The 13,287-nt window shown below is 69.0% G+C and carries 14 protein-coding genes; 7 read left to right on the top strand and 7 right to left on the bottom strand.

What is annotated here, in order from left to right; all coding sequences use genetic code 11:
* Positions 1-49: 49 nt before the first annotated feature.
* Both fabB and fabA read right to left on the bottom strand, forming a co-directional pair.
* Positions 50-1,282, bottom strand: a complete 1,233-nt coding sequence (gene fabB / locus MNO14_RS14145; RefSeq protein ID WP_241944330.1) for a beta-ketoacyl-ACP synthase I — start codon at positions 1,280-1,282, stop codon at positions 50-52.
* Entirely contained in the window at positions 1,279-1,788 is a 510-nt protein-coding gene (fabA, locus tag MNO14_RS14140; protein WP_241944329.1) for a 3-hydroxyacyl-[acyl-carrier-protein] dehydratase FabA, read from the bottom strand. Before fabA ends, fabB begins: the two co-directional genes overlap by 4 nt.
* 206 nt (positions 1,789-1,994) lie before the next feature.
* Here fabA and MNO14_RS14135 point away from each other — a divergent pair, with 206 nt between their 5' ends.
* Complete coding sequence (locus MNO14_RS14135) at positions 1,995-2,627, top strand: HAD family phosphatase (RefSeq protein WP_241946352.1); 633 nt, start codon at positions 1,995-1,997, stop codon at positions 2,625-2,627.
* 21 nt (positions 2,628-2,648) lie between these two features.
* On the opposite strand, the gene MNO14_RS14130 is transcribed toward MNO14_RS14135, so the two are convergent.
* Both MNO14_RS14130 and MNO14_RS14125 read right to left on the bottom strand, forming a co-directional pair.
* Positions 2,649-2,987: a metalloregulator ArsR/SmtB family transcription factor gene (locus tag MNO14_RS14130; RefSeq protein ID WP_241944328.1), complete on the bottom strand. Its 339-nt coding sequence runs from the start codon at positions 2,985-2,987 to the stop codon at positions 2,649-2,651.
* Positions 2,984-4,042, bottom strand: coding sequence for a cation diffusion facilitator family transporter (locus tag MNO14_RS14125; protein ID WP_241944327.1), 1,059 nt, complete (start codon positions 4,040-4,042; stop codon positions 2,984-2,986). The genes MNO14_RS14130 and MNO14_RS14125 overlap by 4 nt, the downstream gene beginning before the upstream one ends.
* A gap of 98 nt (positions 4,043-4,140) precedes the next feature.
* Here MNO14_RS14125 and MNO14_RS14120 point away from each other — a divergent pair, with 98 nt between their 5' ends.
* The gene (locus tag MNO14_RS14120; RefSeq protein WP_241944326.1) at positions 4,141-5,286 is read left to right on the top strand and encodes a prephenate dehydrogenase; all 1,146 of its coding nucleotides are present in this window, start codon (positions 4,141-4,143) and stop codon (positions 5,284-5,286) included.
* A 3-nt stretch (positions 5,287-5,289) separates the two neighbouring features.
* Here the strand turns inward: MNO14_RS14120 and MNO14_RS14115 are convergent, their stop codons facing one another.
* A complete protein-coding gene (locus MNO14_RS14115) occupies positions 5,290-5,838 on the bottom strand; it encodes a DUF1415 domain-containing protein (protein ID WP_241944325.1) in 549 nt (182 codons plus the stop codon).
* 95 nt (positions 5,839-5,933) lie between these two features.
* Here MNO14_RS14115 and MNO14_RS14110 point away from each other — a divergent pair, with 95 nt between their 5' ends.
* Positions 5,934-7,088 (top strand): heparan-alpha-glucosaminide N-acetyltransferase domain-containing protein, encoded by a 1,155-nt coding sequence (locus MNO14_RS14110; RefSeq protein WP_241944324.1) that lies wholly within the window; start codon positions 5,934-5,936, stop codon positions 7,086-7,088.
* Positions 7,089-7,098: 10 nt separating this feature from the next.
* Here MNO14_RS14110 and MNO14_RS14105 read toward each other — a convergent pair whose 3' ends face one another.
* Positions 7,099-7,581 (bottom strand): YajQ family cyclic di-GMP-binding protein, encoded by a 483-nt coding sequence (locus MNO14_RS14105; RefSeq protein WP_241944323.1) that lies wholly within the window; start codon positions 7,579-7,581, stop codon positions 7,099-7,101.
* 136 nt (positions 7,582-7,717) lie between these two features.
* Here MNO14_RS14105 and MNO14_RS14100 point away from each other — a divergent pair, with 136 nt between their 5' ends.
* The 3 genes from MNO14_RS14100 (at position 7,718) to MNO14_RS14090 (ending at position 10,351) form a co-directional block, all read left to right on the top strand.
* Positions 7,718-8,767, top strand: coding sequence for an NAD(P)-dependent alcohol dehydrogenase (locus MNO14_RS14100; RefSeq protein ID WP_241944322.1), 1,050 nt, complete (start codon positions 7,718-7,720; stop codon positions 8,765-8,767).
* Positions 8,768-8,841: 74 nt separating this feature from the next.
* The gene (locus MNO14_RS14095; protein WP_183427128.1) at positions 8,842-9,756 is read left to right on the top strand and encodes a DMT family transporter; all 915 of its coding nucleotides are present in this window, start codon (positions 8,842-8,844) and stop codon (positions 9,754-9,756) included.
* A gap of 58 nt (positions 9,757-9,814) precedes the next feature.
* A complete protein-coding gene (locus MNO14_RS14090) occupies positions 9,815-10,351 on the top strand; it encodes a DUF1453 domain-containing protein (RefSeq protein WP_241944321.1) in 537 nt (178 codons plus the stop codon).
* A 147-nt stretch (positions 10,352-10,498) separates the two neighbouring features.
* Here the strand turns inward: MNO14_RS14090 and MNO14_RS14085 are convergent, their stop codons facing one another.
* On the bottom strand, positions 10,499-11,143 hold the full coding sequence (locus tag MNO14_RS14085) for an OmpW family outer membrane protein (RefSeq protein WP_241944320.1): 645 nt from the start codon (positions 11,141-11,143) through the stop codon (positions 10,499-10,501).
* A gap of 400 nt (positions 11,144-11,543) precedes the next feature.
* On the opposite strand from MNO14_RS14085, the gene aceF reads away from it, so the two are divergent.
* The gene (gene aceF, locus MNO14_RS14080; RefSeq protein WP_241944319.1) at positions 11,544-13,274 is read left to right on the top strand and encodes a dihydrolipoyllysine-residue acetyltransferase; all 1,731 of its coding nucleotides are present in this window, start codon (positions 11,544-11,546) and stop codon (positions 13,272-13,274) included.
* The last annotated feature ends 13 nt before the right edge of the window (positions 13,275-13,287 follow it).

Here is a 13,287-nt window from a genome sequence, read left to right as displayed (position 1 = left end):
AACAGGCGTGGGACGTCCTGTTGGAAATTCGACTCTGACCCCGGTTCTGTCAGGCGTCCCAGCGGCGCAGGGCGAGGCTGGCGTTGGTGCCGCCGAAGCCGAAGCTGTTCGACAGTACGGTGCGCAGTTGGGCGGGGCGGCTTTCGCGGACCAGCGGCAAGCCTTCGGCTTCGGGATCGAGGGTGTCGACGTTGATCGAGCCGGCGATGAAGCCGCGTTCGAGCATCAGCAGGCAGAAGATCGCTTCGTGCACGCTGGTCGCGCCGAGCGAGTGGCCGGTCAGCGACTTGGTCGACGAGAACGGCGGCATCGACTCGCCGAATACCGTGCGCATCGCACGCAGTTCGCTGACGTCGCCGACCGGCGTCGAAGTGCCGTGTGTGTTGACGTAGTCGATGGCGCCGTCGAGGCCGTCGATCGCCATGCGCATGCAGGCGATCGCGCCGTCGCCGGAGGGCGCAACCATGTCGACGCCGTCGGAGCTGGCGCCGAAGCCGACCAGTTCGCCGAGGATCGTCGCGCCGCGCGCCTGCGCGTGCTCCAGGCTCTCGAGCACCAGCGCGCCACCGCCGCCGGCGATCACGAACCCGTCGCGATCGGCGTCGTACGGCCGCGAGGCGCGCATCGGCGTGTCGTTGTAGCGGCTCGACAATGCGCCCATGCCGTCGAACAGCATCGCCATGCCCCAGTGCGCTTCCTCGCCGCCGCCGGCAAAGACCACATCCTGCAGGCCGGCCTGGATCTGCTGCGCGGCCACGCCGATGCAGTGCGCCGAGGTCGCGCAGGCCGACGAGATCGAGTAGTTGAGGCCCTTGATGCCGAACGCAGTGGCCAGGCACGCCGAGACCGTGGAGTTCATCGTGCGGGTGACCTGGTACGGGCCGATCCGGCGCACGCCTTTGTCGCGCAGCACGTCGGCCGAGCCGATCAGATTCTCCGGCGAGCCGCCGCCCGAGCCCATGATCAGGCCGGTGCGCGGGCCGGAGATCGCGTCGTCGGCGAGGCCCGATTGTGCGATCGCATCGCGCAGCGCCAGATAGGCGTAGCCGGCGGCATCGCCCATGAAGCGGCGCAGCTTGCGGTCGATCAGCGCGTCGAGGTCGACATCGGGCATGCCCGAGACCTGGCTGCGCAGGCCTTTTTCGGCATGGCCGGCGTCGAAGGTGATGCCCGAGCGGCCTTCGCGCAGCGAGGCGGCGACGGTGTCGAGATCGTTGCCGATGCACGAGACGATGCCCGCGCCGGTGATCACGACGCGGCGGGCGGTCGGATTCAGGCTCATGCGGCCTCGTCACGCATGAACAGCCCCACGCGCAGGTCGCTGGCGGTGTAGATCTCGCGTCCGTCGACGAGCATGCGCGCATCGCCGATGCCCAGAATCAGGCGCCGCTTGATCACGCGCTTGATGTCGATCTCGTAGCGCACCAGCTTGGCGTCGGGGCCGACCTCGCCGGTGAACTTGACCTCGCCCACGCCCAGCGCACGGCCGCGACCGGGCAGTTGCTGCCATGTCAGGTAGAAGCCGACCAGTTGCCACATCGCATCCAGGCCCAGGCAGCCGGGCATCACCGGATCGCCCTGGAAGTGGCACTGGAAGAACCACAGGTCCGGGCGCACGTCGAGCTCGGCGTGGATCTGGCCCAGCCCGTGCGCACCGCCGTCGTCGTCGATGTGGGGGATGCGGTCGAACATCAGCATCGGCGGCAGCGGCAGGCGGCCGCTGCCCGGCGCGAACAGCCGGCCCTCGCCCGAGGCGATCAGTTGTTCGTAGCTGAAAGAATCCTTCATCGACGCGTGGACCGGGGAAGTGGGGCGGACGGCGATTATTGCGGAATGCGTACGGCATTGCCCGTACGCACGGGTACGCTGAATGGGCCGTCGAATCGATGCGGGGTAGAATCGAACGCGTGTCCACGCCCTCCATCTCCCCTGTCGTTCCACCGTCTGCGCACGCGTTCGCCCTGCCGTCGCTGCCTGCCGGGGTGGTGTTCGACATGGACGGCCTGATGCTCGAAAGCGAGCGCGAAATCCTCGATTGCATGCGTCTGGCGGCCGCCGAGCAGGCGCAGGACATCGAGCCCGATTACTGGCACGCGATGATCGGCCACAGCGACAGCATCTGTCGCGCACGCCTGGTCGAGCGCATCGGCGAGCCCGCTGCGGATGCGCTGTTTGGTCGCAGCCAGGCCTTGTATCTGGCGCGTGCCGAAGCCGGGATCGCGCATCGTCCGGGCATCGTCGCGCTGCTGGACCTGCTCACCGAGTGCGGCATCCCGCGCGCGGTCGCGACCTCCACACGGGCGCCGCTGGCGCAGCGCAAGCTCGCCGCCGCCGGTCTGCTGCGGTACTTCGATGCGGTGTGCACCAGCAGCGATGTCGCCCATCCCAAGCCGGCGCCGGATGTCTACCTGCTCGCGGCCGAGCGGCTGGGCGTGTCGCCGGCACGGTGCCTGGCGTTGGAGGATTCGCCGACCGGCGTGCGCGCCGCGCTCGCGGCCGGCATGACCACGATCCAGGTGCCCGACCTGCTGCTGCCCGACGAGACGGTGCGGGCACTCGGCCACCGGATCGTCGATTCGCTCGACGATGTCCGGCAACTGATCGAGGCCGCGCACGCACGGGTCTGAGCCTGCCCGCCCCCGCGTGCGCTAGCCTCGCGGCACCTCGTCCTCCGGCTCGTCGGCGTGGGCGAGCATATCGACCAGCATGTCGCGCACGTGCGCATCGGCGGTCGCGTAGAACACCTGACGTTGGCGCCGTTCGCCGCGCACCAGTCGCGCGCCGCGCAGCAGGCGCAAGTGGTGGCTGACGAGCGGCTGCGAGGCACCGGTGCGGCGGGCGATCTCACCGACCGGCACCGGGCCGTCGAGACAGGTTAGCAACACCCGCAGCCGGGTCGGGTCGCCGAGCAGGCGGAAGGTGCCGGCGAGGATCTCGACGTGCTCTGGATCGGGGGCCGCCTCGACCGCAGGCGCAGATGCGCTCAATTCGGGCCTCCTGGCTTCGCTGCGTCCGGGATGCGATCGGGGGCGTCGGCGTGGTCGTGTGCGTGCGGATGCGCGTGCTCGTGCGCGTTGTCGGGCGATGCGCGATTGCCGGACTCCAGCGCGCAGGCACGGTGCGGGGCGTGCACGACCTCGACGGTCGTGTGGCCGATCGAGAACCGGTCGGCCAGCGCGCGCTTGACCGCCGGCACCACGCGTGACGCCGGTGCGTCCTCGTCGAGGGCGAGCTCGAGTGTCGCCAGCACCCGGCCCGAGGTGATCGACCACACATGCACGTGGTCGACGCCAGCCACGCCCGGCACCTGCTCGCGCAGATGCGCGCGCAGCGCGTCGATGTCGATGTCCGGCGGGGTGGCTTCCATCAGAATGTCGAAGGCGCCGCGCAGCAGCGCCCAGGCACTGCGCAGGATCAGCAGACAGACCAGCATCGAAAGGATCGGATCGATCGGCATCCAGCCGGTGAAGTGGATCACCAGCGCGGCGACGATCGCGGCGACCGAACCGAGCAGATCCCCGAGCACGTGCAGCGTCGCGCCCTTGATGTTGACGTGCGACTGGTCGCCGCGATGCAGGATCCAGAACACGAGGCAGTTGACCAGCAGGCCGACGACCGCGACCGCCAGCATCGGCCCGGCGAGCACCTCGCCTGGCTGCCGCAGGCGCTGCACTGCTTCCCAGGCGATCCACAGCACAAGCGCGAACAACGTGATCGCATTGATCAGGCCGGCCAGCACTTCGATACGCATGTAGCCGAAGGTGCGCCGGGCATCCGAGGCTCGGCGGCCGATGCGGAAGCCCAGCCAGGCGAGTAGCAGCGCCGCAGCGTCGGTGAGCATGTGCCCGGCGTCGGCGATCAGCGCCAGTGAGCCGGACAGGACCCCGCCGACCATCTCGACCACCATGAAACTGGCGGTCAATGCGAAGCCGGTCAGGACCGCGCGTTCGTTCGCAGCCGAGACCGAAGGGGCATGCGCGTGATCGTGGTCATGCGCATGGGCGTGCGCCTTGTGTGCGGAATGGTCGTGGGCGTGCGACATCGGCGGAGGAGGGCGGCGGTAAGTGTCGACATATAAGCATGTATTTATAAGTTAGGGAAGTGCCGGCATGTCCGCCGTCGAGCGGCGAGAATGGCGGTATGACCGTTGACTCCCCCTTTTCTGACGCGCCGCTGCCCGAGTCGCCGGTCGTGGGCATCGTCGGTAGCGCCGGCGCCTACGGCCGCTGGCTGCGCGGGTTCTTCGCCTCGCGCATGGGGCTGCAAGTGCTCGGCCACGACCCGGCGGACCCGGCCAGCGATGCGCCCGAGACATTGCTCGCGGCGGCGGACGTGCTGGTGTTCGCCGCGCCGATCCGCGCGACCGCGGCGGTCGTCGCCGACTGGACCGCGCGCTCGGCCGGGCGCGAGCACGGGCGGCTGTGGCTCGATGTGACCTCGCTCAAACAGGCCCCGGTCGCGGCGATGCTGTGTGCGCAGGCCGAGGTCGTCGGCCTGCACCCGATGACCGCGCCGCCCAAGTCACCGACGCTGCGGGGCCGCGTGCTCGTGGTCTGCGAGGCGCGCCTGGCGCGCTGGCGACCGTGGGTCGCGCGCCTGCTCGTAGCGCTCGAGGGCCAGGTGGTACATGCCGAGGCCGAGCGCCACGACCGGATCATGGCCTTGGTGCAGGCGCTGGTGCACGCCGGGCATCTGGCCCAGGCCGGCGTGCTGCTCGACCGGGCGCCAGACGGCGGCGGATTGGCGGACCTGCTGCCGTTTCGTTCGGCCTCGTTCGAGCTCGATGCGGCGATGATCGCGCGGATCCTGTCGATGAACCCCGCGATCTACGAGGACATCCAGTTCGACAATCCACACGTGGTCGGCGTGCTCGCCGACTTGGCCGCGCGCACGGCGCAACTGCATGCCCTGGTGGCACGCGGCGACGATGCCGCACGCGCGCAGTTCCGCGCCTTGCTCGATACGCAACGCCAGGCGCTGGGCGCGGCGGCGCTCGAGCAGGGCAACTACGCCTTCGAGCGTGTCGGTTATCTGCTGGCCGATCTTGCCGGTGACCGGTTCGTCAGCGTGCACCTGCCGCTGGACCGGCCGGGTTCGCTGCGCGCGCTGTTGCACGTGTTCGAACGACACGGCGTGAACCTGGGCTCGATCCATTCCTCGCGCACGCCCGGCGGCGAGCTGCATTTCCGCATCGGGCTGATGGCCGGTTGCGATGGCGATGCGCTCGCGGCCGCGACCCGGGAGATCGATGCCAGTGGCATCGGCCGGGTGATCGAGCACGGCTGACGCTCAGGGGCGGCGCAAGGCGTCCCAGCCGTCGGGCCCGAGCCGTTCGAGTGTGGCGATGTTGCGCTCGATGATCGCGTCGGGGTCGGGATAGATCGCTACCGCGCGCTCGACGCTGTCCTCGCGCAGCAGATGCAAGGTGGGGTAGGGCGAGCGGTTGGTGCAGTGGCTGATGTCGTCGTCGGGTACGCCGGCGAAGCGGTAATCGGGATGGAAGCTGGCCACCTGCAGCACGCCGTCGAGGTCGAGCGACTCGACGAGGGCATCGGCCGCGTCTAGGAAATCGTTGTAATCGAGGAACTCCTGCAGCACGTGCGGGTGCACCAGCAATGTGGTGTCGGTGGTCTGCGCCGGGGTGTCGCGCAGGTGGAGCAGTTCCTCGCCCAGGCGTTCGAGCAGGGCCTCGGGCGTGGTCGCCTCGCACAGCACCAGCCGCACCTGATCTTTGACGTAGACGGCCTTGGCGAACGGGCACAGGTTCAGTCCGATCACCGCGCGCTCGAGCCAGCGGCGGGTGGCGATCAGCGGGTCGTCGGGAAGCTGTGCGGTCACGGAATCGGCGGCGCGGACGGGCGCGCAGTCTAGACCAGCCGGCACGCCGCAATCGATATGTTATAAAATAACTTTTCCAGCTGTCCCGATTCGTCATGGCCGTCTCCGTCCCATCGCCTCAACCGCGTCTGGTCCAGATCGATCTGCTGCGCGGCTTGGTCATGCTGTTGATGTTGCTCGACCATGTGCGTGAGACCTTCTTCCTGCACGCGCAGATGGGCGATCCGGTCGACATCGACCAGGTCTCGCCGTTGCTGTTCGGCTTCCGCCTGCTCGCGCATCTGTGCGCGCCGGTGTTCGTGTTCCTGACCGGGCTGTCGGCCTGGCTCTATGGCCAGCGCCAGCCGGCACCGCGTGCGGCGACCGCGGCGTTTCTGTTCCAACGCGGCCTGTTCCTGGTGCTGCTGGAAGTGACCCTGGTCAACTTCGCCTGGACGTTCGAGTTCCCGCCACAGACGCTGTACCTGCAGGTGATCTGGGCGATCGGTCTGTCGATGCTCGCGCTCTCTGCGCTGCTGTGGCTGCCGCGCCCGGCGCTGGTCACACTCGGGCTGGTCGTAGTGGCCGCGCACAACCTGCTCGACAGCGTGCGCGTGGACAGTGCCTGGTCCGGGGTGTGGGCGGTGCTGCACCAGCGCGCCTGGCTTGAACCGATCGAGGGCCTGCGGGTGCGGACCTCGTACCCGGTGCTGCCGTGGATCGGCGTGATCGCGCTCGGGTACGCCGCCGGCCCCTGGTTCGCGGCCGGCTTCGGTGCGATGCGCCGCCAGCGGCGGCTGCTGGCGTGGGGTGTGGGCGCGCTGGCGGCGTTCGCCGTGCTGCGGCTGGTCAACGGCTATGGCGATGCGCCCTGGCGCCTCGGCGAGGACGGACTGCGCACGGCGATGAGTCTGGTCAACGTCACCAAATACCCGCCTTCGCTGCTGTTCCTGTGCCTGACCCTGGGCGTGGGCCTGTTGCTGCTGCGGTTGTTCGAGCGGCCGGCGTGGGCCCTGCGGCTGGCGCCGGTGGCGACCTACGGCGCGGCGCCGATGTTCTTCTACCTGCTGCACCTGTACGTGCTGAAGCTGCTGTACCTGGCTGCGGTCGCGGTGTGGGGCCACAACCAGGGCGCATTCTTCGGGTTCGGCGCCCCGGCGTGGTTGCTGCCGGCCGCGGCGGCCCTGGCGCTGGCGCTGTATCCGGCGGTGCGCTGGTTTGCCGCGCTCAAGGCGCGGCACCGGGACTGGGCGTGGCTGCGCTACTTCTAGGGCGCGGCGCTCAGTCGCGGAAGTTGTCGAACTGCAGCGGCAGCTCGAACTCGGTACCGCGCAGCAGCGCGATCGCCGCCTGCAGGTCGTCGCGCTTCTTGCCGGTCACGCGCAGCTTGTCGCCGTTGATCTGGCTGTCGACCTTGAGCTTGGCGGCCTTGAGCGTGGTCTGGATCTTCTTGGCCAGATCGCGTTCGATGCCTTGCTTGACGGTGACCTTCTGTCGGGCGCCGGCGAGGTTGGTGTCGATGTCGCCGAACTCCAGGCAGCGGACGTCGATCTTCCGCGCCGCCAGGCGCTGGCGCAGGATCTCGGTCATCTGCTGGAGCTGGAACTCGCTCGGGGCCGACTGGGTGATCACCGCGTCCTCACGCTCGAACGATGCCGCCACGCCCTTGAAGTCGAAGCGGGTGGTCAGTTCGCGGTTGGCCTGGTCGACCGCGTTGGTCAGTTCGTGGGTGTCGACTTCGGAGACGACGTCGAAGGACGGCATGTGGGGCACCTGGCAATGGGGAACGGCCCGCAGGGTAACGCAGCCGGCTTGGAACGTTGCATCGCGCGCTCGCCGCCTCCGCTCCGCGTCTGACGCGCGACAATAGTGGCCTCCCCCGCTGTCGCAGACCGCCGTCATGTTCGAGACCCCTGCCTACGCCGCCGCGGACGCCACCGCGCCGCTCGCGCCCACCACCATCCAGCGCCGCCCGCCCGGCCCCTCCGAGGTGCTGATCGACATCCTCTATTGCGGTGTCTGCCACTCCGACCTGCACCAGGTGCGTGACGAGTGGGGCGGGTCGATCTTTCCGATGGTGCCCGGCCACGAGATCGTCGGCCGCATCGCCCAGGTCGGCAGCGCGGTGACCGCGTTCTCGGTCGGCGACGCGGTCGGTGTCGGCTGCTTCGTCGACTCGTGCCGGACCTGCCCGCAGTGCCGCGCCGGAGAAGAGCAGTTCTGCGATGAGGGCATGACCTCCACCTACAACGCGATGGCGCGTGATGGCAGCGGGCCGACCTATGGCGGCTATTCGACGCGGATCACGGTCGATGCGGCCTATGTGCTGCGTATTCCCGACGGACTGCCGCTCGATGCTGCCGCGCCGCTGCTGTGCGCGGGTATCACCACCTACTCGCCTCTGCGCCATTTCGGCGTCGCCCCGGGTGACGACGTTGCAGTCGTCGGCCTGGGTGGGTTGGGGCATATGGCGGTCAAGTTCGCGGTCGCGATGGGCGCGCGGGTGACGGTGCTGAGCAGTTCGGAATCCAAGCGCGCCGACGCACTGGCGCTCGGTGCGCATGCGTTCGCGGCCACGCGCGACAAGGCCACGTTCAAGGCGCTGGCCAAGTCGTTTGACTACATCGTCGACAGCGTGTCGGCCGAGCACGACTACAACGCGTATCTGTCGCTGCTGCGCGTCGACGGCACGATGATTCTGGTCGGCATTCCCGAGGTGCCGGCCCCGGTCGCGGCCGGCGCATTGATCATGCAGCGCCGGCGCCTGGTCGGCTCGCTGATCGGCGGTATCCGGCAGACCCAGGAGATGCTCGAGTTCTGCGCCGAGCACGGCATCGTGTCCGACATCGAGCGCATCGGCATCGCCGACATCGAGACCGCCTACGCGCGTATGCGCAAGGGCGATGTGCGCTACCGCTTCGTCATCGACATCGAGACGCTGCGGCGCTGAAGACTCGTGCGCGCCGGATGCCCGGCGCGTGCTTCCGTGCGAGGATGGACGCCCCCTGTTCATCCTTCGCGACCATGTCCCGTGCCGCTCCGCCGACCGATGCCCGCGCCGCTGTGTGGTGGATGCTGCTGGCGGTGCTCGCGTTCGCGGGCATGGACGCGGGCATGAAGTGGATCGCCGAGGATTACTCGGCGTTCCAGGTCGCCACATTCCGCAGCCTGACCACGCTGCCGCTGATCGCGGCGTGGATCGTGTTGCGCGGCCGCGGCGGTACGCTGTGGCGGATCCATTGGCCGCTGCACCTGCTGCGCGGCGTGCTCGGCGTGGGCATGATCGCCGGCTTCGTGTACGGACTGGCGCGCATGCCGCTGTCGACGGCGTACGCGATCGTGTTCGTATCGCCGCTGCTGGTCACCGCGCTGGCGGTGCCGCTGCTCGGCGAACGGGTGGGCCCGCGTCGCTGGACGGCGATCGCGGTGGGCATCGTCGGCGTGCTGGTGGTGCTGCGCCCGACTGGTGAGGGTGTCGCCACGCTGGCCGGCCTGGCGGTGGTGCTCGGTGCGCTGTGCTACTCGGTCGCCTCGATCACCGTGCGCATCCTGGCCCAGCGCGACAGCCCCGAGTCGCTGGTGTTCTGGTTCCTGGTACTGATGGCGGTCTTCGCCGGGCTGCTGGCCTGGCGTGACTGGCGGCCGCTGCAGACCGAGCACCTGGGCGTGCTGGCGCTGATCGGCAGCGCGGGCGCGCTGGGCCAGGTCGCGATGACCCATGCCTTCCGCCTGGGCGAGGCCAGTCAGGTCGCGCCGCTGGAGTACACCGCGCTGCTGTGGGTGATCGTGCTCGATCTCACGCTCTGGGGCGTGCTGCCCGACGCGCCGACCTGGCTGGGCGCGGCGATCATTGTCGCCAGCGGTTTGTACATGTTCCGCCGCGAGCGGGTGGTGGCCGACCCGCCGGTGCGTCACCCGGACGCGACGCCGCCACCCTGAGGGCGGCCGATCGGAGCCGCCGACGCCGCCGCCACGCTGCGTGCCGCACACTGCCGCCATGCCCATCGTCCTGTTGATCGTGTTCGTGCTGGCGCTGTGCGCGGCAATGCTGCTGCTGTGGCCGCTGGCGCTGTGGAACCGCTATCGCGTCGGAACTTCGCGCCGGCGCCCGCCGCGCTGGTTGACCCGGCTCAATGCCTGGCTGCTGCCGGCCTCGGCGTTGCTGTTTCTCGGCGTGATGGGCGTGACCAACCTGTTCGTCGCGCATGCGTTCGTCTATGCGGGGCTGGGGCTGTTCGCCGGGTTGGCGACCGGTGGCCTGGGCTGGGCGCTGACGCGGGTCGAGCACCGGCCCGGGGCGGTCTGGTACACACCCAACCGCTGGCTGGTGCTGGCATTGACGCTGGTGGTGGTTGCGCGGGTGATCGCAGGCATCTGGCAGGCCTGGGAGCGCTGGCGCGGCAACGTCGAGGTTCTGGCGTCGTGGGGGCCGCTCGGCGAACCGGCCGGGCTGTTCGCGGTCGCCGGCCTGGTGCTCGGCTACCACGCCGCCTACGCGGTGCTGCTGCAATGGCGCCTGGGGCGTTGGCTCTGAGGCTTGCGGCGTTCGGCGGGGACTGGGTAGAACCGGGGTCAGAGTGCAATTTCGCGACGCGAAATTGCACTCTGACCCCGATTTAGGCGCAAAAAAACGGCCCCGCACAAGGCGGGGCCGCTGGGCACGTCTCTGGGAGAGAGAGGATCAGAAGCGTGCGCCGATACCGACACCCACGGTCCACGGGTCGAGCTTGAGATCGCGCTGCACCGTCTGACCGGCCTGCTTGACGTCCGCACGGCTGCGCAGGTAACGCGCATCGGCACGGGCAAACCAGGTGGAGTTGATGTTCATGTCGACGCCGACCGTGCCGATCGCGCCCTTGGGCGTGGTCAGGCTGACGTGGTCGCCGCCGCCGCCCAGGTCTTCGTTGCTGATGTTGGACTGGTGATAGCCCAGACCGACGAACGGGCGGAAGGTGTTGTCGACATCACCGAAGTGGTACTGGCCGCTCAGCGCGATGGGCTGCTGATCGACATTGCCGATCTTGACGCCGTCCTGCTTGACGCGGTGATCGAATGAATCGAGCGCGCCCCACAGCTCGGCGCTGATGTTGTCGGTGAAGTTGTACGACACCGAAGCGGTCGGCGCCGGGCCGCCATCGACCTTGAGTCCGTTGTTGCGGCCGGTGTCGTTGTTCGGCTGCAGCAGCGTGACGCCGCCGACGACCGAGAAACGCTTGCCGGCCGCGGTGTCGGTGTCCTGGGCAAAGGCCGCGGACGAGACTGCGAGCGAGGCCAGGGTGGCGAGGATCAGGCTGCGCTTGTTGAGGATGGACGCGTTCGGCTTCATGGGGGAGTTCTCCTTATGCTTGTTGCTTTGGCGCCGGGAGCGCAGACGCGCCGGCGGGATTCTCGCGGCCGGAACCTGAAGTCCTGTCGCGACCCTCCTCTTCGGGAAGGCGCGACTATGCTGGCGCAGGGAACCTGAATCCGCGATTTGCGCTGTCTGAAGCGTTCGCAACGCTTCACGTGGCCTTCGGAAATCTGCGCAGCGCGTTCATCGGCGGGCCCGCTGCCATGCGGGTTCGTATGGGAGCGTCGGCCAACATCGCGCCTGTACCGCAGACGAACGCCATGGGCGCGACGCAACGTTCCGCGATCGGTGCAGGCGCGAGATGCGGCATCACAGCAGTTGGCGCGGGACCTGCGGGGCGCCACAATAGTGGGTCACGAGATGCCCGGAGGGCCGCATGGCCGACCTGAAAGAAGCGCGCGTTCCCGACATTGGCGGGTATGACGATGTCCCGGTGATCGAGGTGCTGGTCGCCGTCGGCGATACGGTGTCGGTCGACCAGGGCCTGGTCACGCTGGAATCGGACAAGGCCACGATGGAAGTGCCCTCGACGGTGGCCGGCGTGGTCCGGGAACTGAAGGTCAAGGTCGGCGACAGCCTGTCGGAAGGCAGCGTGGTCGCGCTCATCGAGGCCCAGGATGCCGCCGCCGATGCACCTCCCCCACAAGCGGGGGAGGTCGACGCGCGCAGCGCGTCGGGTGGGGGCGACAAGCCGGCGGCCGAGAAGGCCGCGCCCGCTGCCAAGACCGAGGCGCCCAAGGCGCAGCCCGGCGGCGCTGGCACGCAGGAATCGAAGGTGCCCGACATCGGTGGCTACGACGACGTGCCGGTGATCGAGGTGCTGGTGGCGGTCGGCGATACCGTGGCCAAGGACCAGGGCCTGGTCACGTTGGAATCGGACAAGGCGACGATGGAAGTGCCGGCCGCGGTGGCCGGCGTGATCAAGGAACTGAAGGTCAAGGTCGGCGACACCCTGTCGGAAGGCAGCGTGGTCGCGATCATCGAGGCCGAGGGCGGTGGCGATGCATCGGCCGACGCCAAGGCGCCGGCCGCCGCGCCGGCCAAGTCCAAGGACGACAGTGCCGTCGAGCCGGTCGCGCCGCAGGCCAAGGCCGATCCGATCGCGCAGGCCTCGATGGACCACCGGCCGGCCGGCAGCGGCCAGCCGCCGGTCCGTTTCGATGCCGAGGCGATCCTGCCGGGCAACGTGCCCTACGCCAGCCCCGCGGTGCGCCTGTTCGCACGCGAGCTCGGCGTCGATCTGGCCCAGGTGCGCGGGACCGCGCGCGCCGGGCGCATCACGCGCGAGGACGTGCAGCAGTTCGTCAAGGGCGTGCTGGCGGGTGGCGGCGCCACGAAGGCCGGTGCACCGGCCGCGGCCGGCGGCGGCCTGAACCTGCTGCCGTGGCCGAAGGTCGACTTCGCCAAGTTCGGCGAGATCGAGGTCCAGGAGCTGGGCCGCATCCAGAAGATCTCGGCCGCCAACCTCGCGCGCAACTGGGCGATGATCCCGCACGTCACGCAGCACGACGATGCCGATATCACCGATCTGGAGGCGCTGCGCGTGCAGCTCAACAAGGAGAATGAGAAGGCCGGCATCAAGCTGACCATGCTCGCGTTCCTGATTAAGGCGTCGGTCGCGGTGCTCAAGCAGTACCCGCGCTTCAACAGCTCGCTGGACGCGGCCGGTGAAACGCTGACGCTCAAGAAGTACTTCCACATCGGATTCGCCGCCGACACGCCCAACGGCCTGGTCGTGCCGGTGATCCGCGACGCCGACAAGAAGGGCGTGCTGGAGATCTCCCAGGAAATGTCGGCGCTGGCCAAGAAGGCGCGCGACGGCAAGCTCGGCCCGGCGGACATGCAGGGCGGGTGTTTTTCGATCAGCTCGCTGGGCGGTATCGGCGGCACCAGCTTCACGCCGATCGTCAACGCGCCGGAAGTGGCGATCCTGGGCGTGTCGAAGTCGGCGATCAAGCCGGTCTGGGACGGTAAGCAGTTCCAGCCGCGCCTGATCCTGCCGCTGTCGCTGTCCTACGACCACCGGGTCATCGACGGTGCCGCGGCGGCGCGCTTCACTGCGACGCTGGCGCAGTTGCTCGGCGACATGCGCCGGGTGCTGCTGTAACCGCGCCGGTGTC

It is taken from the genome of Luteimonas sp. S4-F44 (assembly GCF_022637415.1).
Lineage (GTDB): Bacteria > Pseudomonadota > Gammaproteobacteria > Xanthomonadales > Xanthomonadaceae > Luteimonas.
This window is presented reverse-complemented; position numbering and strand designations above follow the sequence as displayed.